Origin of the sequence: Streptomyces griseomycini, assembly GCF_014203535.1 — a bacterium.
In the GTDB taxonomy this organism is placed as follows: domain Bacteria; phylum Actinomycetota; class Actinomycetes; order Streptomycetales; family Streptomycetaceae; genus Streptomyces; species Streptomyces griseomycini.
This window is the reverse complement of record NZ_JACHJI010000035.1, coordinates 1-21,825: the sequence shown is the minus strand read 5'-3', so window position 1 is coordinate 21,825 and position 21,825 is coordinate 1. Positions and strand designations below refer to the sequence as shown.

17 protein-coding genes and 3 pseudogenes are annotated in these 21,825 nt (G+C 67.6%); 11 read left to right on the top strand and 9 right to left on the bottom strand.

The genetic code is table 11. The annotated features are described in order from the left end of the window. Positions 1-169 precede the first annotated feature (169 nt). The 8 genes and pseudogenes from FHS37_RS37990 to FHS37_RS37955 form a co-directional block, all read right to left on the bottom strand. Positions 170-709: an RNA polymerase sigma factor gene (locus FHS37_RS37990; RefSeq protein WP_184829779.1), complete on the bottom strand. Its 540-nt coding sequence runs from the start codon at positions 707-709 to the stop codon at positions 170-172. Between the two features lie 465 nt (positions 710-1,174). Further along, a pseudogene (locus FHS37_RS37985) lies at positions 1,175-1,354 on the bottom strand (IS6 family transposase); the annotation flags it as partial. 115 nt (positions 1,355-1,469) lie between these two features. After that, positions 1,470-1,709, bottom strand: coding sequence for a hypothetical protein (locus FHS37_RS37980; protein ID WP_184829777.1), 240 nt, complete (start codon positions 1,707-1,709; stop codon positions 1,470-1,472). Between the two features lie 97 nt (positions 1,710-1,806). Then, complete coding sequence (locus FHS37_RS37975; RefSeq protein WP_184829775.1) at positions 1,807-3,123, bottom strand: ABC transporter ATP-binding protein; 1,317 nt, start codon at positions 3,121-3,123, stop codon at positions 1,807-1,809. Between the two features lie 49 nt (positions 3,124-3,172). Further along, entirely contained in the window at positions 3,173-3,610 is a 438-nt protein-coding gene (locus FHS37_RS37970) for a DoxX family membrane protein (protein WP_229890281.1), read from the bottom strand. 206 nt (positions 3,611-3,816) lie between these two features. Continuing rightward, complete coding sequence (locus FHS37_RS37965) at positions 3,817-4,473, bottom strand: lytic polysaccharide monooxygenase auxiliary activity family 9 protein (RefSeq protein WP_184829773.1); 657 nt, start codon at positions 4,471-4,473, stop codon at positions 3,817-3,819. 81 nt (positions 4,474-4,554) lie between these two features. After that, positions 4,555-5,001 carry a DoxX family protein gene (locus FHS37_RS37960; protein WP_184829771.1) on the bottom strand — a complete coding sequence of 149 codons (447 nt, stop codon included), beginning with the start codon at positions 4,999-5,001 and terminating at the stop codon, positions 4,555-4,557. 106 nt (positions 5,002-5,107) lie between these two features. Beyond that, positions 5,108-7,438: a family 49 glycosyl hydrolase gene (locus FHS37_RS37955; protein ID WP_184829769.1), complete on the bottom strand. Its 2,331-nt coding sequence runs from the start codon at positions 7,436-7,438 to the stop codon at positions 5,108-5,110. Between the two features lie 846 nt (positions 7,439-8,284). On the opposite strand from FHS37_RS37955, the gene FHS37_RS37950 reads away from it, so the two are divergent. The 10 genes and pseudogenes from FHS37_RS37950 to FHS37_RS37905 all read left to right on the top strand — a co-directional run. Beyond that, entirely contained in the window at positions 8,285-9,466 is a 1,182-nt protein-coding gene (locus tag FHS37_RS37950) for an ROK family transcriptional regulator (protein ID WP_184829767.1), read from the top strand. Positions 9,467-9,552: 86 nt separating this feature from the next. Continuing rightward, complete coding sequence (locus tag FHS37_RS37945) at positions 9,553-11,289, top strand: alpha-glucosidase (RefSeq protein ID WP_229890282.1); 1,737 nt, start codon at positions 9,553-9,555, stop codon at positions 11,287-11,289. Between the two features lie 44 nt (positions 11,290-11,333). Continuing rightward, entirely contained in the window at positions 11,334-12,650 is a 1,317-nt protein-coding gene (locus FHS37_RS37940) for an ABC transporter substrate-binding protein (RefSeq protein WP_184829764.1), read from the top strand. A gap of 95 nt (positions 12,651-12,745) precedes the next feature. Next, positions 12,746-13,639: a carbohydrate ABC transporter permease gene (locus FHS37_RS37935; RefSeq protein WP_229890283.1), complete on the top strand. Its 894-nt coding sequence runs from the start codon at positions 12,746-12,748 to the stop codon at positions 13,637-13,639. Further along, on the top strand, positions 13,636-14,553 hold the full coding sequence (locus tag FHS37_RS37930; RefSeq protein WP_373304332.1) for a carbohydrate ABC transporter permease: 918 nt from the start codon (positions 13,636-13,638) through the stop codon (positions 14,551-14,553). Before FHS37_RS37935 ends, FHS37_RS37930 begins: the two co-directional genes overlap by 4 nt. Positions 14,554-14,786: 233 nt before the next feature. Then, positions 14,787-15,230, top strand: coding sequence for an ATP-binding protein (locus FHS37_RS37925; RefSeq protein ID WP_184829760.1), 444 nt, complete (start codon positions 14,787-14,789; stop codon positions 15,228-15,230). 43 nt (positions 15,231-15,273) lie between these two features. Next, positions 15,274-16,236 (top strand): LLM class flavin-dependent oxidoreductase, encoded by a 963-nt coding sequence (locus FHS37_RS37920; RefSeq protein WP_184829758.1) that lies wholly within the window; start codon positions 15,274-15,276, stop codon positions 16,234-16,236. 259 nt (positions 16,237-16,495) lie between these two features. Next, a pseudogene (locus FHS37_RS37915) lies at positions 16,496-17,529 on the top strand (integrase core domain-containing protein). 1,042 nt (positions 17,530-18,571) lie between these two features. Further along, complete coding sequence (locus FHS37_RS37910) at positions 18,572-19,555, top strand: tetratricopeptide repeat protein (protein WP_184829756.1); 984 nt, start codon at positions 18,572-18,574, stop codon at positions 19,553-19,555. A gap of 37 nt (positions 19,556-19,592) precedes the next feature. Continuing rightward, positions 19,593-20,144, top strand: a pseudogene (locus FHS37_RS37905) (transposase); the annotation flags it as partial. A 120-nt stretch (positions 20,145-20,264) separates the two neighbouring features. Here the strand turns inward: FHS37_RS37905 and FHS37_RS37900 are convergent. Further along, complete coding sequence (locus tag FHS37_RS37900) at positions 20,265-20,645, bottom strand: MerR family transcriptional regulator (RefSeq protein WP_184829789.1); 381 nt, start codon at positions 20,643-20,645, stop codon at positions 20,265-20,267. 59 nt (positions 20,646-20,704) lie between these two features. Between FHS37_RS37900 and FHS37_RS37895 the strand changes: the two genes are divergently transcribed. Further along, positions 20,705-21,502 (top strand): SDR family NAD(P)-dependent oxidoreductase, encoded by a 798-nt coding sequence (locus FHS37_RS37895; RefSeq protein WP_229890284.1) that lies wholly within the window; start codon positions 20,705-20,707, stop codon positions 21,500-21,502. Positions 21,503-21,825 lie beyond the last annotated feature (323 nt).

Sequence of the window (21,825 nt, the reverse complement as noted above, 5' to 3'; positions counted from 1 at the left end):
GTGCGTCACCGATGTCAGCGCTGCTTCATCATCGGTCAGCGGCAACTCGTGCTGCGGCGTGGGTGGGTTCGACGACAGAATGTCGGCGGGGGGGGCCTGTGGGTGGGAACGCGTCCTGGGCGGCTTGCCGCCCGTCTCGTCTTCGGAGACGTGGGGGTCAGCAGGCGTCTCAGTCACAACGTTCTCCTTCCCCCTCGTTCACGATGCCCAATTGTGTGAGATCCACCCTCAACGGCTCCAGCGCTCGGCGGGCCTCCGCAAGGTGAACCCGTACCGTCGACTGCGTAATTCCCATCTCCCTCGCGACCTCGGCGGTACTCAGCCCTGCGATACACCGCAAGGCCATGGCTTGGCGAGGACGTTTCTTCAAGCGTGCCATCTCCGTGCACGCCCTGCGGTATACCTCCTTCAACTGCACCTCCACCGCCAAGTCGGGAGCATGGATTGCATGGTCATGGCGGTCGGCGTCGAAGACGGTCTCCGTACTGCGGCGCCGCAGTGCTTCGCGGACGGCCGTGATCGACAGCCATCCGTACCAGTGCTCCACCGGCTCCCCGGCGGGGTCGGTCATCCGCCGCCAGCACTGTACGAATGCCTCTTGCACCGCATCCTCGGCAAGGTCCAGGCGGCCCCCTGTGACCAGAAAGGTCTTGGCCACCAAGGCCCGGTACCACCTGCGGTAGAGGGTGTCGAAGGCGTCCTCGCTCACCCTGCCTCCGTCCCGCCGCGACACCGCACCACCCACGTGATCCCGTTCTCGTCGGTGACTTGAACGCTGCCTCCTCGGTGCGGCATCCTGCACATCACGGCCGTCATTGTCTTGCGTCGGCTGCGTTCACGGAGTTGAAATGCCAAAGCCCGTAACAGCGCAGTCATGCCGGCACCACCTCCCATCGCCAGTGCGGCGCATACGGCTGTCCACGTGATCACCGCTCGTCCTCCTCGGGCCGCCGAACCTGTTCGATGACCTATAGAGGCAGCGGCGTCGAAAAGCGCTTGTATCGCTCGCCCGTGGGGTGTTGCGGCTACCGTATGAGCCTTCGCTGGCGGCACAGGTGCCGGATGTGATGGTGGCCTCGTCGCCCAAGAAGGTGCGAGGCGTGGGCCGAGATCAGGGTAGAGGACGGCTTTTGCCGCCGCGGCGGGATCGCTGATCGGGTGTGGCGTCCCAGCGTCTGTCGCCGGGCTGAGGCTGTCGGCGGCGCAGGCCGTTGGGGTACTGCTGACCGACCTTCAGGCACCAGCGCCGGACGGTCCCGTACGAGACGATCATGCCGCGCTCCGACATCAGCTCCCCGACCTCCCGGAAACCGAGCGGGAAGCGGAAGTACAGCCACGCGCAGTGCGAGATCACCTCGACCGGATACCGGTGCCCCTGTACGACGGCGCACTGTCCACGGGAGGTCCCCCTCCACCATGACCAACCCGAAGATCATTCCATCCGGACAGCCAACGTGACAGCCCCCCGGTCAGGCCGGGGCGGCCTGCTTCGCCAGTACGACGAGAGGGGAGCGCCGGCCTTTCTCCACCGCGAGCAGCTGTTCCCAGTCGACCTCGGGGTGAGCGGGGATGACCGCGTCGACGGATGTCGTGGTGTAGAGCGCGACGGTGACGGTCCCGGCCCGGCTCGTGCCGAAGCGGACCTCGATCGGCTGCGGAGAGCGGATCCGACCGAGCCGCACCGTGTGGTCGAAGTCGGCTGGCCGCATCTTGGGCGGCCTGCTGCCTGTTTGGGGCCGGGGGGCGCGGCAACGCGTTCGGCCGGATCCTTCCGTTCGCAGATCGAGGCGACTTGCCTCTGGGTGTTCACAGGTCGGGGATGTGGGTGGGGTCGGGGCTGACGCGTTCGCCTTGATGGTTGAAGACGAGGAGGTTGCGGACGTCGACGAGGAGCGGTAGGTGCTGCCCGCGCCGGTGGTTCGTTCCGGAGCCTGCTCGGATGACGAGTTCGCCGGTTCTGGTGCTTGGGGGCTCGGCGTGGGGCAGCGTGACGGGGGAGTCGGCGGTGATGCGTTGCTTTGAGGGAAGGCTGGTGTGGTGAAGAAGCCGGTGTACGAGGCTGCTGGTGATGCTGCGGGTGGGCTTCGGTGTGTCGTGCAGGGGCTGGGGTGGTACGTCGGCCGGCCGTCCGCCCAGGGAGAGGTGCAGGAGGGTTTCATGGCCCTGGAATTCGACGTGTTCGATGATTGCGGTCAGGGCGCGTTCGACAGGGGTGGCCTGGGTGGGTTCGGCGATGCGGACCGCTTCGGGGCGCAGGCCGATCAGGAGGGGGCTGCCTTGCATGACGCGGAGCATCTGGTGATCGCGGGAGAGGGGGACGGGCAGGAACAGTTGCTGGGCTCCGAGGCTGAGGGACAGGGCGCCGTCGATGGGGGCATAGACGGTTCCGTGGATGAGGCTGATGCGCGGGATGCCGACGAAGGAGGCGACGAAGGCGTTGGCGGGCAGTGTGTAGAGGCTGCGGGGGGTGTCGACCTGCTGGAGGATGCCGTCGCGCAGGACTGCCACCCGGTCGCCCAGGGCCATGGCTTCGGCCTGGTCGTGGGTGACGTAGATCGTCGTCGCTCCGGTTTTGCGGGTGGTGGAGAGGATTTCCAGGCGCAGGCGGGTACGGAGTCTGGCGTCGAGGCTGGAGAGCGGTTCGTCCAGGAGGAAGACCGAGGGCTGGCGGACGGTGGCCCGGCCCATGGCCACGCGCTGACGCTCTCCGCCGGATAGCCGGCCGGGCAGGCGATCGAGGAGGTGACTGATGCCCAGGGCGTGTGCTGCTGCCTCCACGTGCCGTGACGCGTCTGCGGGGTCCTGTTTGTGGACGGCGAGGGGGAAGCCGATGTTCTGGGCGGCGGTCATGTTCGGGTAGAGCGCGAAGTTCTGGAAGATCATTGCGGTGTCTCGTTCGCTGGGATCGAGGTCGTTGGCGAGGGTCCCGTCGAGGTGCAGTTCGCCTTCGGTGATGGTCTCGAGCCCGGCGATCATGCGCAGGAGTGTGGACTTGCCGCAGCCGGAGGGGCCGAGCAGGACGAGGAACTCGCTGGCCGCGACACTCAGGGAGATGTGCCGTAGGGCCGGCTGGCCGCCGGGGTAGGTCTTGGCGACGTTGTGCAGGGTGATGGTGCTGCCCACTCGGGCTCCTGGTGGGTGCTGTGTGCGGTCGGGTGACGAGGCTGCTGGTTCACCGGGTGAGGTCGTCGGCGGCGATGAAGAGGCCTGCGGCGAAGAGGACGATGTTCTTGATGACGTACTGGCCTTCGAGAGTGGGGACGAGGCCGTAGGCGTGCCACATGTCGCCGGCCAGAAGGGTCAGTGAGGTGAAGACACCGGCCATGTGGCAGAAGAAGGCGGCCAGGGCGATGCGCAGCAGTCGGCCGGTGACCAGGCACAGGCCGATGGCCGTTTCCAGCAGGGCGAGCAGCGGCAGGCAGAGGCCGTCGGGGATCAGCCCGAGCGTGAGCTCGGCCACGGCTTTGACGGCGATGTTCTCGGCTGCGCTGGCGCCGGGAAAGAACTTGAGGAATCCGAACCAGCAGAAAACGATCCCGACGCTGACGCGCAGGACAGCCGGCCCGCTGCGCTGGTAGCTCTGTGCCAGTGGCAGAAGCCGGCTGTGCACAGCATTGCTCCACCGGTGGGGGCGCATGGTGTCCGCAGCCGGTTGGATGTTGTCGGCGTGGCCGGAAGGACGGGGCATCGTCTGTCCTCGGATTTTCGCGGGGGAGGGTCACGAGGGCGGTGAAGGGCGGAACGCGCGAACGGTTGGCCCGGTGGCTCCGTGGGGCTGCTTCGGGCAGCCCCACGGAGCCGGTCATTCGGTCTGGGTCAGCCGAAGTCGACGTCGCTGCACAGGAAGTACTTCTGGTCCATGTGAGAGGCCTTCCAGACGGTCACCACGACGTGGCGGCCGCTGTAGCCCGACGTCGAGACGTCGGTGACGTAGTGCGGCTGGTAGGGGTAGCGGCCGGTCTTCTTCACCAGCTCGAGGTCGTCCCACCCGATGAGCTGGTACTCCGGGTTGAAGCCCTGCTTGGTGACGTAGACCTCGAGCCAGTCCGCGCCGTGGCGGGCCTCGTCGTAGATGTCGACGGTGAAGTTGTCGTCGATGCTGGTGGTGATCCACGGGCCGGGGCGGTCCAGCGGCCGGTAGTTCGTCTCGCCCTGGCCGCCGGCGCTGCAGATCTGGCCGTCGGGGATGACCTGCTTGTAGTTGTCCCCGGTGTTGTTGGCGTAGACGGCCTTCCACGCGCCGATGGCGTTGGCGTTCTCGTGGTAGGTCCGGTAGCACATGGGGTCCTGGGCCTCGTTCGGCTCGGTGTAGCCCCACCGCTGCAGGCAGCCGTAGTTGCGCGTCTGCGGAGCGATGACCGTGCCGTGGGCGGACGCCGTCGGCGCCAGCGGGAGTAGGCAGAGCAGACCGGTGGCCAGCACGCCGGCGCTGACGGCCGTGCGACGGGACGGTTTCGCGGATGCGAGGTTCATGGTGCTGTTCCTCCGTGTGTCAGGGGAGCACTGGCCGATTCGACCAGTATTTACGTGCACATGACAGTCGTTTGTTTGGGTTCAGGCTTGACTGCGGTCGCTCACCTCCCTTCGGGTGCGCCGCTTGAGCTGCGCGGTGAGAGCCGGCAGCTCGGCCAGGGACCACCGACCGGGGCCGAGAGCGGCGATGAGCAGGAAGGCCCAGCAGAACAGTGCGGCCCGCTCGCCGCCGTTCTCCAGCGGGAACAACCCGTCGGGCTGGTGGTGGACGAAGTAGGCGTAGGCCATGGACCCGGAGCACAGGATCGCGGCTGGCCGGGTGCCCAGGCCCAGCAGCACGAGAGCGCCGCCGACCAGCTGGATCACCGCCGCCCACCATCCGGGCCACTGGCCGGTGCTGGGGGGCTGCCCATGTGGCCCGCCGAGAACGTCGAAGAGCGTCGCTGCTCCGTGGCAGGCGAACAGCAGTCCGAGCACGATTCGGAACAGGCCCAGAACCGGTCCTTGATACCTGGTGGGTGTCTCCACGGTGATGCCCTTTCTCCGCGGCGGGCAGGGGAGGGGGGTCAGGTTGCTGCGGGATGCGCAGGGCGGTGGCCGTCGGCAGCGGCGGATCGCCGACGGCCACAGAGGGTCAGGAGGCGAGGGTCCACTTCTGGCTGGTCCAGGCGCCGCAGTCCCACAGGTGCAGGCGGGCGCCGTCGGCGGCGCTCTGGCCTTCGATGTCCAGGCAGCGTCCGGACTTGAGGTTCTTCAGGGTGCCGTTGGACTGGAAGGCCCACTTCTGGCTGTCCCAGCCGCCGCAGTCCCACAGATGCGCCTTGGTGCCGTTGGCGGTGGCGCCGCCTTCGACGTCCAGGCACTTGCCGCCGGACTTCAGCTGCTGCCCGTCGAGCGCCCAGCTCATCGATGACACGTTGGCGCAGGACCACTGCTGGACGGCGGTGCCGTTGGCTATGGAGCCGCCGGCGCGGTCGATGCACTTGGAGGTCGCACCGTTGACGATCTTGCCGCCGGTGACCGGGTCGGGGTTGTTGCCGCCGGGTCCCCAGGCGTTCCAGTTGTCCCAGTTCTCGGCGTCGAAGCCGAGCCGGCCGAGCTTGTCGGCGGCCCAGTTGGTGCCGGACTTGTTGATGACGGTGCCGCCGACGGTGTAGTTCTCCAGCTTCAGGCCGCGGCTGTCACGGGTCTCGTTGCCGAGGGTCACCTTCTGTCCAGCGCTGTTGCTGTAGCGCTTGAGGAGGCTGACCTGAGAGGACGGATCGAGCTGGTTCCAGGCGTCGATCTTGAGGTTCTTGACGTGGACGTTCTCGGTGCTGGACAGGGCGAAGACGCGGATCGCGCAGTTCGTCATGCCCTCGACGGTGATGTTCTCGAAGGTCATGTTCTTCACCCACGCGCCCGGGTCGGCCTTGGTGGTCGAGCCCATGTCCTCCCAGTGCGAGGAGGAATTGAGGATGCAGGTGTTGTACTTGACGTCCTTCCAGTACATGCGGTTGTGGATGACGTGGGTGTTGCTCACCCGCACGTTGTCGATGTTGCGCGGGGTCCAGCCCCACTGGATGACGGGACCGTTCTCGTTCTTCCAGACGACGGTGTTATCGATGCTGACGTCGCTGTGGTACATCTTCAGCACGTCGTCGTTGGCGTTGAAGAACGTGTTCTTCATGGTGCTGCCGCGGTAGAGCTCGATGCCGTCGGTCTGCCAGTACCACGAGCCGACCTGCTTGTAGTTCTCGACTCGCATGCTGAAGGTCTGCTCGTCGCCGTAGACGACGAAGGAGTGGTAGGGCGGCTCGTTGATGGTCACGCCCTGCAGGTCGAGGTGCTGCTGGCGGCCCTGCGCGGACTGGAACTGCAGCATCTTCACGCAGCTGGAGTGGCAGTTGGACGCGCCGGAGAGGTGGTCGTAGTTGTTGTTGGTGTCCGCCTCGTAGACGTACTGCTCGCCGGAGAGCACTCCGTATCCGGTCACCTTGTACAGGCCCTGGCTGTCGTCGGGGAACCGGATGGCGCCCTTCACGTACGCGCCGGGGGCCAGGTAGACCCACTTGACCTGCTTGGGCAGCAGCGCGTGGTACTTGGAGGTCATGTAGTAGGTGCCGGGCCGGAAGTACACGATCTCCTCGCTGATCGTGTTCAGGTTGGTGACCTGGCCCTGCTGCGGGTAGTGGATGCTGCCCGAGGCAGCCGTCGGGACCAGCCGGTCCTTCTCCGCGCCGGTGGGATCCGGTTCGGCGAAGATCATCATGGAGTTGCGGGGCTCGGTGTGGACGGCCCGGTTGCCGCTGCCGCCCTGCGTGGTCAGCTTGCCGGCGTCGTTCGCGGGGCCGGACATGTCGTTGTAGGCCGTGTACAGCTGCGGGTCGAACTCGACGGAGAACCGGTAGCCCTTGGCGTCGTAGGGCACCTTGACGCGCACGGTCTTGCTGTCGACCAGTTCCTTGGCGAAGTTCAGGCTGCTCGGCTTGATCTTGACCTGGTCGGCCGAGGAGATCGTCTGGCCGGTGCGCAGGGAAACCTCGACCCACACGTCGGTGGTGTACTGGAAGGATGACCAGCTCATGGTGAGGTTCGCGGACGAGGAGAACTCGGCCCCGTCCTCCTTGGTGTAGCCGATCTTGCCCTTGCCGCTGCGCGGGATGCTCATGTAGGCGAAGGAGTCGTACTTGGCCGTCGGGGCCGCTGCGGTGGCGACCTTCACGTCGTAGAACGACGACCGCCGGACTTTGTCGTTCGCCACCGGGCTGGTGGTGTTGAACTCGTAGTTGTCGTGCCACCAGGTCTTCAGGGCGACGCTGTCCGCGGGGGTCGGCTCAGCCGCCGAGGCGGCCCGGGCATCGGGGGTGGGACGGGCCGGGGCTGTCCCGGCGGCGGCCGTGCTGACGGGCACGATGACCGAGGCCAGTGCCAGCGCCAGACCGACGGCGATCGCCGCCAGTCGTCTCAGTGCTGCTGTGGGCATGCTGATGTCCTTCTCCTTGGCGATGAGGGGCCCACCGGCGGCTCTGGCGCCGCCCCATGAGGACCGGCGGACGGCTCGATCAGCGCGCAGGCCGGCGAGAACCTGCGCTTCAGGGGGAAGCGCAGCCAGTCCTGGTGAGCTTCGTGGGGGTGTGTGGGGCGGACAGACTCTGCGAGCCCTTGGCCCGCCCGGGCTGCGTACGGGTGGATGGCCACCGTCAGCGGCCCACCGGACCGGCAGTCCGTGATCCATGGAGGGAACGGTCGCCGGGCCAGTGCAAGATTCCTCCTTTCGACCGGTAAGAGCAGGCAGCGCATGCGCCTGGGTTCATCCGTGGGGCCGGGACACTCCGGTTCTCCGCCCCGCTCGGGCCGGGGGCGCAACACGCACTCCGCTGGAAGACAGCGGCGCAGACGACGGGGCACTGGGATGCCGCGCAAGTGCCGGCTGTCGAGCCCAGCACCCTGTGGTCGCCGGATAACGTCCCGTCATTTCTTCCGCGTGTCAATGAAAAAGACAAGATTCATTGACACTCGAGCCCTCCCCTGTGATCTCACTAGGGGGCAGATCGGTACTTTTCACCCATCCAGCGCACGCGCGGGCATCGATCACGGTTGCGTAACGCGCTGTTTTCTTTCTTGACGCACGAAAACCGGGAGGACAGACTCCCGTCATGTCCAGTCGGCCGGCGCCATCGGACCGGCGCCGGAAACGACGCGGGAGATCGATGTCCCGCGCCGGGCTTCGGGTTCGCGTCATGGACGAGGGCGCGGACCGCAGCGGGTTCGATACAGAGGGACCAGCTCGACCAGCTTTTGACCGATTACAGCTTTGGAGGCGCGTGTGATGAGCCCGTCCAAGATCCGTTTTTCGGAGCTTGTCGGTGAGCAGACCCGGGCGGAGATCTTCGCCACCGTGCTTACCGCGGGTCCCATCTCGCGTACCCAGCTCGCCCAGCGGCTGGGCCTGGTGCCCTCGAGCGTGACCCGGATGCTTCCCCCGCTCCTGGAGCACGACTACCTGCGCGAAGCGGACACCGCTCCGCAGGGACGGGGCCGGCCGCAGAAGATGCTCCACGTCAATCCGGACAAGCACATCGTCGTCGGTATGAAGATCGGCCCCGCGCAGGTTTCCGGAGTGGTCACCGACATGGCCGCCAACGTCCTGGCCCGCGCCGAGGAACCGATCGCCGACTGCACACCTAAGACTGCCCTGTCCGCCGCTGCAGCCCTGACCAGCAGGCTCCTTTCCGAGGCGCCCGAAGCGGCGGACAGGGTGCTGGGCCTGGGGGTCGGAGTCAGCGGTCACGTCGACTCCGCTTCCGGGGTCTGCCGCTACTCGGCCCTGCTCGACTGGAACAAGGTCGACGTGGCCGGCCCGCTGCGCGAGGCGACCGGACTGCCGGTCGTCGTGAACAACGACGTCAACACCCTGGTGGTCGCCGAGCGCTGGTTCGGTCAGGGCCGTGGCGTCGACTCCTTCGCCGTCGTCACGGTCGGCCCCGGAATCGGCTGCGGTCTCCTTCTTGACGGTGCTCTGTTCTCCGGCGCCACCGGTCTGGCCGGTGAACTCGGCCACCTGCCCCTCGATCCCGCGGGCCCGATGTGCAGCTGTGGCCGCCGCGGCTGCCTGGAGGCTCTCGCCGGGGACCGGGCTGTCCTGCGGCACCTGCAGGACGCCGGTGTCCCCTGCGCCACCATCTCCGAAGCGGTCGATCTCGCCCGCTCGTCGGGCGGCTCCGCCCAGACCGTCGCCCGCTCCGCGTTCGCCGAGGCGGGATCCGCCCTGGGGCGGGGACTGGCCGGCATGTGCAACCTGCTGAACCTGCAGAAGATCATCATCGCCGGAGAGGGGGCGGTCGCCCACGACCTCTTCGGTCCGGCGATGTCCCAGGCGCTGGAAGCCCACGCCTTTTCCACCGCTGCCCGCGACTGTGACATCCACGTCGACCCCGTGCGCCACGACCTGTGGGCTCGGGGCGCGGCCTGCCTCGTCATCCGTGACGCGGTGGGTGCCGCCATCTCCTGACCCACTACCGCCGCCGGTCGGCACCCCGGCTGAAGCACCCCTCGATCATCACCTTAAGCAGCCGAGTACACACGATGAGGTTTGACGTGCCCGAAAACGTGGCCAGCCCCGCCGACTCCTGGTGGAGCAACGCGGTGGTCTACCAGATCTACCCGCGCTCCTTCGCCGACTCCAACGCGGACGGCATCGGCGACCTGCAGGGAATCACCGAGCGCCTGGACTACCTCTCCGAGCTCGGCGTGGACGTGCTGTGGCTCTCCCCGGTCTACCCCTCCCCGCATGACGACAACGGCTACGACATCAGCGACTACCAGAACATCGACCCGCTCTTCGGCACGCTGGCCGACTTCGACCGGCTCCTGGCCTCGGTGCACGAACGCGGCATGAAACTGGTGATGGACCTGGTCGTCAACCACACCAGCGACGAGCACGCCTGGTTCACCGCCTCCCGCGACGGAGGCCCGGACGGCCCTCGACGGGACTGGTACATCTGGCGCCCGCCCCGGGAGGGCATGGAGCCCGGGACCCCAGGAGCAGAACCCAACAACTGGGAGTCATGGTTCTCCGGCCCCGCCTGGACCTTCGACGAGACCTCCGGCGAGTACTACCTGCACACCTTCTCCCGCAAGCAGCCCGACCTGAACTGGGACAACCCCGAGGTCCGCCAGGCCATCCACCGCATGATGCGCTGGTGGCTGGAGCGCGGTGTGGACGGCTTCCGCATGGACGTCATCAACCTGATCTCCAAGGACCCTGCCCTGCCCGACGGGATCGTTCCCGAGGGAGCCCGCTACGGTCTTGGCCACCCGTACTACGTGTGCGGCCCCCGTATCCACGACTACATCGCCGAGATGCACCACGAGGTCTTCGCCGGCCATCCGCGCCGCCTGCTGACCGTGGGAGAGATGCCCGGCGTCACCGTTGAGGAGGCCAAGCTCTTCACCGATCCCACCCGGCGCGAACTCGACATGGTCTTCCAGTTCGAGCACGTCGGTCTCGACCAGGGCCCCGGCGGCAAGTTCGACGTCCGCCCCCTGAAACTGACCGATCTCAAGGCCAGCCTCGGTCGCTGGCAGACCGGCCTGGGCGAGACCGGCTGGAACAGCCTGTACTTCAGCAACCACGACCAGCCCCGGGTGGTCTCCCGCTTCGGTGACGACAGTCCCGCCCATCGGAACCGCTCGGCCAAGCTGCTGGCCACCGTCCTGCACCTGCACCGTGGCACGCCCTTCGTCTATCAGGGCGAGGAACTGGGCATGGCCAACGCCCCGTTCACCTCGATCGACGACTTCCGGGACATCGAGTCGCTCAACTACCACCGTGAGCAGACCGCCCTGGGCACCGACCCCGCGACGATCCTGGAAGGGCTCCGGCACCGCAGCCGGGACAACGCCCGCACCCCGATGCAGTGGGACGCCACCGAGCATGCCGGCTTCACCGCAGGCACCCCGTGGATCGCCGTCAACCCCGACCACACGGACGTCAACGCCAAGGCGCAGCTCGCCGACCCCGACTCCGTCTTCCACTACTACCGGCGTCTGATCGCCCTGCGGCACACCGAGCCCGTCATCACCCACGGCGACTTCCGCATGCTCCACCCCGACCACGAACAGCTCTACGCCTTCACCCGCCACGACGCGGCCACCGGCACCGAACTGCTCGTCCTGGCCAACTTCAGCGGAGCCGGCCTCACCGTCGACCTGCCCCACGGCTGGGAACACAGCGACATCCTCATCGCCAACATCCCCGCCACCGCCCCCCTCACGAGCCCGCACACCCTGCAGCCGTGGGAAGCCCGCGTCCACCGCCGCACCACCAGCTGACACCGCCCGCCCTTGTCGCAACGATGCACCCCAAGGAAACAGCCATGAACAACCCGCGCATCCGCCCCGCTCTGCGCAGAAGGCCGCTCCTGCTCGCGGTCTCCGCCCTGGCCCTGCTGGCCCCGCTGACCGCCTGCGGCGGCTCCGACACCGCCGAAGCCGACGCGAACACCCTGCGCCTTTGGCACTACGAGGACAAGGACGGCGCGCTCGGCAAGGCGTGGGCCGCGGCCATAGAGGAGTTCAAGAAGACCCACCCCGACGTCAAGGTCGTCTTCGAGCAGAAGGCCTTCGAGCAGATCCAGCAGAACGCCGGCATGATCCTGAACTCCGACAAGGCGCCGGACGTCATGGAGTACAACAAGGGCAACGCCACCACCGGACTGCTCGCCAAGCAGGGCCTGCTCACCGACCTCACCGCCGTCGTCAAGGAACGCGGCTGGGACAAGAAGGTCGGCGACAGCGCCTCCGTCACCGCCCGCTACGACGCCAAGGGCGAAATGGGCGGCGACAAGTGGTACGGCGTACCGAACTACGGCGAGTTCGTCCTCACCTACTACAACGACGACCTGTTCAAGAAGCACAACGTCGCCAAGCCCACCGACTTCGCCAGCTTCGAAGCCGCCCTCGCCAAGTTCAAGGCCGCCGGCATCACCCCGCTCGCCACCGCCGGCAACGACCACCCCGCCGGCCACTGGCTCTACCTGCTCGCCCTGTCCAAGGCCAACGACACCTGGGTCGACAACTACCAGCTGTACAAGGGCAAGGTCGACTTCCACGGCCCCGAGTTCACCTACGCGGCCAACAAGTACAAGGAGTGGGTCGACAAGGGCTACTTCGAGAAGAAGGACGTCGGCCTCAAGGGCAACAACATGACCGAGCAGTTCGTCTCGGCCAAGCGCCCCATCATGGTCGGCGGCAACTGGTGGTTCGGCGCACTGACCACCGACATCAAGAACTTCACGTGGTCCACCGCCCCCTACCCGGGCAGCGAAAAGACCCTCGGCTCCGGCGGCAACAACTGGGTCATCCCCACCAAGGCGAGGAACAAGAAGCTCGCCGAGGACTTCATCGACATCACGATGTCGGACAAGATCCAGAAGCTGATCGGCGAAGAGGGAAACGTCCCCCTGGCGGTCAAGGCCGACACCATCACCAACACCAAGTCCCGCGAGCTGATCACCGCCTTCCACACTGCCCAGAGCGGCCGCGGTCTCGCCTTCTACCCCGACTGGCCCGTCGCCGGCTACTACGACACCTGGCTGGCCTCCACCCAGAACCTGATGAACGGCGCCAAGCCCGACACCGTCCTCGACGAGCTCGCCGCCCCCTACGACAAGTACGCCGCCTCCAGGTCCTGAGCCACCCTGCCGGCCGCACCGCGGCCGCACCCTACGCCGTTCAGGGGACGGCGGACCCGCCCAGCGGCCGCCGTCCCGTCCACCCAGGAGCAACAGTGAAAACCACACGTCACCCGCGGTCGACGGGATACGCCGTCTTCCTCGCGCCGGGCCTCCTGCTCAGCCTGCTCTTCCTCGTCGTCCCGCTGGTGATGACCTTCTACTACAGCCTCACCACCTGGCAGGGCATCGGCGATCCGACCTTCACCGGCCTGGACAACTACACCCGCCTGTTCCAGGACGCCGACTTCTGGGCCTCATTCCGCAACATCGCCTTCGTCATCGTCGGCATCGCCGTCGTCCCCACCGTCCTGGGCCTCTTCCTCGCCGCCCTGCTGTTCGACTACATCGGCAAAAAGCACGGCGACGGCATCGTCGGCATCTTCCGCTCAGGCCTCTACCTGCCCCAGGTCATCCCCGTCGCCGTCACCGGCCTGATGTGGGGCTGGATCCTCGCCCCCGAAGGCGCCATCAACAGCATCCTGGACAAGGTCGGCCTCGCCTCCCTCACCCAGAACTGGCTCGGCGACCCCGACCTCGCCCTGTGGATGGTCCTGGCCGTCCTGGTCTGGATGCAACTCGGCTACCCGCTCGTCCTGTTCATGTCCGGCCTGCAGCGCATCGACCCCGAACTCTACGAAGCCGCCTCCCTCGACGGCGCCACCTGGTGGCAGCGATTCACCCGCATCACCGTGCCCATCCTGCGCCCCGAGCTCTACGTCGTCCTCGTCACCACCACCATCGCCGGCCTGAAGGTATTCGCCCAGATCTTCGTCCTCACCGGCGGCGGCCCCGGAAACTCCACCCTCGTCCCCGCCTACTTCGCCTACCAGAACTTCTTCGAGCGCGCCGACGTCGGCTACGGATCGGCCATCTCCACCACGATCACCCTGCTCGTGCTGATCATCGCCGGGACGATGCTCACCCGCCAGGCCCGCGAGGACGGATGACGATGACCACGACCACCGAACCCACCGCCCGGCCCCGCACCCACAAGCGGGTCCCCGCCGCACCCAACCGCGCCCGGAAGAACCCCACCCGAAAGCGCGGACCCGGCTCCTACGCCGTCATCGCCGCAGTCACCGTCTTCGTCCTCGCCTTCCTCTCCCCGTTCGCCATCATCCTGGTCAACTCTTTCAAGACCGGGGCCGACTACCGCGCCAACGGCTCACTGTCCCTGCCCGAGCAGTGGAACTGGTCCGTCATCGGTGACGTCTGGGAACGCGTCGAGTTCACCCAGAAGCTGATCAACAGCATCCAGATCAGTCTCGGCGTCGTCCTCATCGCCGTCGTCCTGGCCCTCTTCAACGCCTACGCCATCGGCATCGGCCGCGTCCGCTGGCGCACCGCCTTCCTCGTCTTCTTCCTCGGCGTCAACGTCCTGCCGCAAGAAGGCCTCGTCTACCCCATCTACTACCTGTTCAAGGAGATGGGCCTCTACGACGGCAAACTCGGCTACACCATCCTCGTCGGCATCACCTACAGCGCCTTCGGCACCTACCTGCTGTCCTCCGTATTCAGCAGCTTCCCCAAGGAGCTCATCGAGGCCGCCTCCCTCGACGGCGCCGGACGCTGGACCATCCTGTGGCGCATCGTCCTGCCCATGAGCTGGCCCACCCTGTCGGTGATGTGCGTGTTCTTCTTCGTCTGGAGCTGGAACGAGTTCCTCTACCCCCTCGTCCTGCTCATCTCCAACGACAACCAGACCGTCCCCCTCGGCCTGTCTGTCCTGCAGGGCCAGTACTCCAGCGACCCCACCTCCATGAGCGCCGCAGCCCTCCTCGGCGTCATCCCCATGATCGTCTTCTTCCTCATCTTCCAGCGCTCCCTCACCCGCGGCCTCACCGCCGGCGCCGTGAAGTAGCCCCGCCCAACCACCCCGGACCCGGCTTCACACCGCCCCGCTACCGGGTCCGGGGTTTCTCCCCACCAACCACACCGCCAGGCCCGCCACCCGCAGCCGGCCTCCACGACAAGCAAACACTCAGCAGGAAGCTCCGCCCCCATCCATCGCACCGACAACGGAAAACGACACCGGCCACACCAAAAGTGCCGCCGTCCCTGCGCTGCCACCGCCCACCTCGATCGAGGTACGCCATGAAGGCCCCCACCATCGACCGTATCCCTGCCCAACCGCACAACAGCGGCCCCAGCAGCCGCCTTCCCCTCAACCACACACAGCACGCGGTCCGAACAGCTCGCCATCACGCCGAAGCAGTCCTGACCGGCTGGGACATATCCCAGACCGTGGTCGAGGATGCCGTCTTGGTCATCTCAGAACTCGTGACCAACGCCTGCCTGCACACCCCCAACGGACCTGCGGAGCTCCACCTGCTCGTCCAGGACCAGCGACTCGTCATCGCGGTGGCAGACACCTGCGCGGACTCCATCGAGCGTGCCGTCCCGTGCGACGACAGCGACGACGACCACGGCAGAGGCCTCGCCGTAGTCCGCGCACTCGCCTACGCCTTTGGATGCCACCGCACGATCGACGGCAAGACAGCATGGGCACAGATCAGCACCCAGGCCCAGAACGGCTGAGAGCGGCAGCGCACGACACATCCGTCGACAGGGGAGAGAACTGATGACTCAGGCGACAGGCGCGATCGGTGTCCTTCTGCCCTGTGACATCCAGCCGGCCGACATGATCGCCTTCGCCCGCGAGGCGGACGCCTGCGGTTTCGACGAACTGTGGGTCGTCGAGGACCTCGGACACCGCGGAGGACTCGCCCAGGCCGCCACCGTGCTGGCCCGCACCCAGCGTATCCGCGTCGGCGTCGGACTGCTGCCCGCCGCGGCCCGCAACGTCGCCTTCACCGCCATGGAAGCGGCCACGCTCGCCCAGCTGCACCCCGGCCGCATCGACATCGCCGTCGGCCACGGCATGCCCGACTGGATGCGCAGCGCGGGCGCCTGGCCGCACAGCCCGCTGACACTGCTGCGCGAATACATCAACGCCCTCAAAACACTCCTGACGGGCGAGCCCGCCGACACGCACGGACGTTACGTCCGCCTCGACGGACTGCGCCTGCACCCCTCGACAGTCCCCGAACAGACCCCCGACGTCTTCGCCGGCGTCCGCAGCCCCAAATCACTGGCCGTCTCCGGTGAAACGGCCGACGGCACCCTGCTCGCCGAGCCGGTCACACCCCCCTACGTCCACCAGGCTCTACGCAGCATCAACCCCCAGCGTCCGCACCGGCTCACCGCTTACAACATTGCCGTGGTCGACAAGAACCGCCGCACCGCCCTCACCACCGCACGACCCGCCCTGAAAGCCCTGGGCAACGCCGACTGGAAACCCCACATCGCACCGCTCGGATTCCACGAAGACCTCGCCGAACTGCGCCGAACCAGCACGGGCGCCCAGGCGTTCACCCAGACCATGCCCGACAAGTGGGTCGAGCAACTCACTCTGGCGGGCACGGCCGAACACGTCCGAACCCGCCTCGACAACCTCTTCACCTCCGGCGTCACCAGCGCCGTACTCATCCCCACCGGACCCGACTACCGGGCCTCGCTTGCCACGCTGGCGACGGTACTCTGAGCCTGGTCGAGTCAGGCACTGTTCGTGCCACAGGCGGTGAGGAGCCCGATAGCTCAGGCGTTGGCGCGACGGCACCGGCATCGAGGCCCGCGGCGCGGGCATCTACCTCGGCCTCCTGGACGGTGTCGACTCCGCCCGCGGCACCCACACCCTGACCGACCTGTGCGGCCACCTCGTCACCCTGTGCCGTTCAAAAATGCGTCGCTGCAGGTTGTAGGGGGTCTGGTGGTGCTCGGGGCTGCCTGGGACGATGCCACGGGTGATTGTCTCGCTGGTCTATCAGGCGACGAGGAAGCTGCTCTCAGCCCTGGCTGTTCTTCTGCGCCGGCAGGCGGCGGAGGACGCCGAACTTCTGGTCCTGCGGCACGAGAACGCGGTACTGCGTCGGCAGCTCGCGGGTCCGGTGCGGCACGAGCCGGCGGACCGGTTGCGGTTCGCAGCCCCATCCTCGCTGATACCCCGGCGGCGCTGGACGGAGGTGCTCTGGGTGACGCCGGGCACCGTGCCCGCGTGGCACCGGCGGCTGGTGGCACGCCGATGGGACGACAGCAAGCGCCGGAGCAGGCCTGGCCGGCCGCCGACTGCGCAGGCCGTCAAAGGGCTGGCGCTGCGCCCGGCCGAAGAGAATCCGCGCCGAGGGTGTCGCAGGATCCAGGGCGAGCCCGCACGGCTGGGACATCAGATCGGAGCGTCCACGCTCTGGCGGATCCTGACCGCCGCCGGCGTAGACCCGGCTCCCCGCAGGAGCGGCCCGACCTGGCGCGAATTCCTGACAGCACAGGCCGACGGCATCATCGCCTGCGACTTCGCCCATATCGACCTGGTGGACCTCCGCCGGGTCCACGCACCGGTCTTCCTCGAGCACGGCACACGCCGCCTGCACCTCGCCGGCGTGACCGCTCACCCCACCGCGCAGTGGAGCGCACAGCAAGCCCGCAACCTCGCCGCCGACCTGGGCGTGCGCTTCGAGTCACCGCGCTTCCTGCTCCGCGACCGGGACAGCAAATACACCGAGGCCTTCGACGCGGCCTTCGCCGCGGAGGGCATCGAGACCCTGGAGACCGCGCCGCGGTCCCCACGGATGAACGCACGCTGCGAGAGAGCCATCGGCACACTGCGACGCGAGTTCCCCGATCACCTGCTGATCCTGAACGAAGCCACGCTCGACGCGCCCTCGACGCCTACGTCCCCCACTGCAACGGCCATCGCCCCCACCAGGCCCGGGGACAACTCCCTCCCCGCGCCCACGAGCACCCGACCGGCCTGACCGCGCACCGGCTCCTCCGCACCTGAATATCGGGCGGCCTCATCAACGAGTACAGGTATGCGGCTTGACCGGCTGCAACGAGTTTCTGAACGGCACAGGGAGTGCGTGACCCGCAGCGGCGGCTCCATCCACGACCTGCGCGGCTACAACCTCAACGACCAGACCCGCTCGTTGAAGATCAACCGCAACGACTGCGGCTGAACACCCCGGCGAGCGGACACAAAGAAGACCCCCAGCCCTGGACAACAGGGATGGGGGTCTTCCTCATGGAGCGCCGGGCAGGCCTTGCACCTGCATTTCCCCGCAGGAAGCAGGGCGTCTTTCCTTGGACCACCAACGCACAGCCCACCACCGGCAAACTTGGCAGTGTGCTCAAGATCCACTCTACCGCAGTCACGGCACGCCGCGCACATCCCGGACGGCTCTCGCCAGCCCGCAGGTCCACACCCCAGGCTGGGAGCCGTCCTTGTCCTTCCGCCCGTGCGGCACCACCCGGGAGAGGGAACGGTCTGGGCGCTCCGGCCGCTTGCGGCGCCGGCCAAGCCGGCGGCTCACGAGGTCATCGTGCGGCCCGCCGGCAAGGAGCGTCTGCGCTCTTGACCCAGCACGCCGCCGAAGCGACCCTCCTACGGGCCCGCCCGCCCGGATCATCTCAGCGTCACGACGCGTGCGAGGGCGGCGCGTACTCACCACAGGTACGCGCCGCCCTTGCGCTTCACTCCCCAGTCGATCAGCCGTCTACCCGCGGCCGGGCCGCTCACACCGTCCCGGCCGAGTACGGGAACTCCTGCAGCCGCGCGCCCTGTAGGGCCGGCTGGCTGGTTCGGGACCGCCCTGGCAGGCCTGCTGCCAGGCAGGACACGGCAGGCCAGCGGGTGGTTTCGGGTGTCAGCCGTAGTAGCCGATATAGCCACAGCCGTCGCCGACACGAGCATTGCTCTCGACTGCGGTGAGCGTCGGCCTCTGTGCCGCCGTTACCCATCGGCCGTCACTTCGGATCGCCGACAGCCGTACCGCCGCCCCGGCGGAAGGGCACACAGAACCTTTGGCCGTGGATATTCTTCAGCGATGTCGAATCAGTCGGTGGCGGCGGGAGTCGGTCTCGCTGGTGTGATGGCGCACTGCGGCGCAAGCCCGGCCGGCGCCGTGGAGCTTTTGGTGGGGGCGATAGCCTCGGCGCCGGCAGCTCCGGAGCCCTACGGTGCGCTCGCCGAGTTGTGGCGGGACCGGCGCCCGGAACTGCAGGAGAGCCTCGAAGGGGACGGCTCCTTGAGCGCCGTGCCGGCGCAGGCGTACTTCCTGTTCCTCGAAGGGGACATGGACGACGCGGTGATGGCCCTCGGTTCGGTCACGGGCGCGCGACCCGACGTGGCATGGGGCACCGCACCCTGGTTCGGCGACGGACGCTTTCTCGGTGCGGTGAGTGCCGAGGCGCTGGCCGAGGCGTGTCTGCGGACGCTGGACCACGGCCATGTCCTGGACACCGACGAGATGCGTGCGCGGTTCGCGCCCTGGTTCCACGCCCTCGAGGTGGTGTCCGCGCGCAGCCCCGTCCCGGAGTCGCTGGCCGCCATGGCCCGGCTGCCCCGGGCCTGTGGCCACTACGAGCTGGCTTTCGCGCTGTGCGACCGTGCCGATGCTGTCGATCGGGTCATGTGGACCGCGGTCGCACGGGCGACCACCTGGCGCGTGATGGGCAACCTGGACCAGGCTGCGGCGGCCTTCGAAGACGCCTTGGACCTGGACCCCGCCAACTGGTCCCTCTACCTGGACCTGGCGGATGTACGCGCCGAACAGGGCGACTTCGCCGCAGCCGCACGCCTTGCCGCACAGGGCCTGGAACACGAACCGCACGAAGTCTTGCTGCGCGCGGCGGCCGCCGCCTACCGCACACGCCTCTCCGGCTTGTCCGGCGATCTGAAGGCTCTGATCGCCCTGGCGCCGGAGCTCGCGAACACCACCTACCGGAACCTGCTGATCGACTACGCCTGCGCGGGGCCGAAACTGTCTCGCAGGCTCGTGGCCAAGGCCCGCCGCATCCGCAACAGCTGAAGACCACCCTGCCCTGGAAAACGGGCACGAGGTACACGTGGAGGCCGCCCAGGCCCAGCACACCGCGCTGCCCGGGGAACAGCTGGCCGCGGCCATGGTGGTCCGCCTCGCGAAGGGAGTGATGGCCCCTGATGAGGAGATCGCGGAACTCGACGCTCTCATCGAGGCCCGCTTTCGCGAGCATCCGCACGCTGAGGTGATCCGCAGTCTTCCAGGCATGAGCGCCAGGCTCGGCGCCGAGTTCATCGCTGCCACGGGCGGGGACATGGACGCCTTCGGCAGTGCTGACCGCCTGGCCGGCTTCGCCGGCCTGGCCCCGCAGCCCCATGACTCGGGCCGCGTCAGCGGCAACCTTCGCAGGCCCCGCCGCTATCACCGCGGTCTGCTGCGGACCATGTATCTGTCGGCGCTGGCCAGCCTCAAGTCGTGTCCCGCTTCCAAGGCTTACTACCAACGACAGCGTGGTGAGGGAAAGGGACACAAGCAGGCTCTCCTTGCTCTCGCCCGCCGACGAATCAACGTCTTGTGGGCGATGATCCGTGACAGAGAGTGCTGTCACGCTTCACTCTCTGCCCCAGTCGCCGCTTGACATCAGCACCGGGAAATCCCGTTATTGGTTTTGGGCGGCGGATCGAGGCAGTGCCGGAGGCGTGGGGCCGATCAGACGGTGCGGCGATGTTTGGACGCGTCCGCCGCGGAGCTCGCGTCCCTATCCGTCGCAGTCGGCCCGGACGGTGGCCGGTCCGCCTGCGTGGATGATCGAGCCGAGCATGGCGTGGGCAGCTTGGAGCTGTTCGATGGAGCGGCCCAGGCGCTCGCGTTCGGCCTTGAGATCCTGGGCCATCTCCTCGCAGGTCGGCGCCAGGATGGCTCCCTCGTCGGCCATGCAGGGCAGCACCTCCCGGATCAGGTCGGTGTTCAGCCCGGCCGCGAGCAGGATCCGGATCCGGCGCACGGTGGCCACGTCGGACTCGTCGAACTCCCGGTAGCCGCTCGCTCGCCGCTGCGGTCGCAGCAGCCCTTGCTGCTCGTAGTACCGCAGGCTCCTGGTGCTGACACCGGTCCGCCTCGACAGCTCGCCGATGAACATGTGACTCCCGGCACAGAGGTTTGACTCTGACATCAACGTCAGGGTTTAGCTTAACCGCCATGGCAATGACTCACAGCACCCAGCAGTCTCCCACCACCGCTCCGAAGTCCCTGGCGGGTAAGAAGGCCGTCGTCACAGGCGGCACCATCGGTATGGGGCGGGCCATCGTCCGGGCCTTAACCGACCGCGGCGCCGAGGTGATGTACACCGGCCGCAGCGACCAGCGACTCGCCGAGGCCCAGGCGGCGCTCGACACTCCGCTGGCCCACCCGGTGCGCGCTGACGCCACTGACGCCAGCGCCATCGCCGCCCTCGGCGCTCAGGTCGCCGACCACCTCGGCGGCATCGACTACCTGTTCGTCAACCAGGGCATCGCCGAGTTCCAGACGCTTGAAGAGGTCACCGAGGAGTCGTGGGACCGCATCTTCAACGTCAACGCCAAGGGCGCCTTCTTCACCGTGCAGCGGCTGGCACCGCTGATGTCCGAGGGCGGCTCGATCGTGTTCACCACCGTCTCCAACGACCAGATTTTCCCTGGCCTGAGCGCCTACTCCGGCGCGAAGGAGGCCGTCGCCGCCTTCGCCAAGGTGCTCGCCGCCGAGCTGCTCCCCCGCAAGATCCGCGTCAACGCGATCGCCCCCGGGTTCATTCTCACCCCCACCATGGGGGTTGCCGAACTGACCGAAGAGCAGCGCGCCGAGTTCATCGACCAGGGCAACGCCTCTACACCGATGGGCCGCGGAGGCACCGTGGAGGAGATCGCCGCCGCCGCGCTGTACCTGGCCGTCGAAGCCACCTTCACCACCGGCCTGGAACTGCCCGTGGACGGCGGGTTCGGCCAGGGCATCGGCAGATGACAGACCCCGCCCGGTAGCGGCCCCGGACCGACTCTGCTGCGCCGGAGCGAACGTATGCAGAACGCAACCTGTCCTCCTGCAACCCGCTCAGCCGGTCGCAGGAGGACAGGGATGCTGTGCGACGACGGCGTCGTCCGCCTCGACAACCGCGCCCGCACTGCCTGACCGGGCCCTCCGATCCCACGAACGACCAGAGCAGACCCACGCATGGAAGGCAGGACAGCTTTTAGACCGTGTCCTACGTGGTGAGGCGTCGTTGAACTCGGCATGGGGCGGGGTACGTGGAGTTGGATTGTTCCGGACGGGCTGTGGGAGATCGCGAA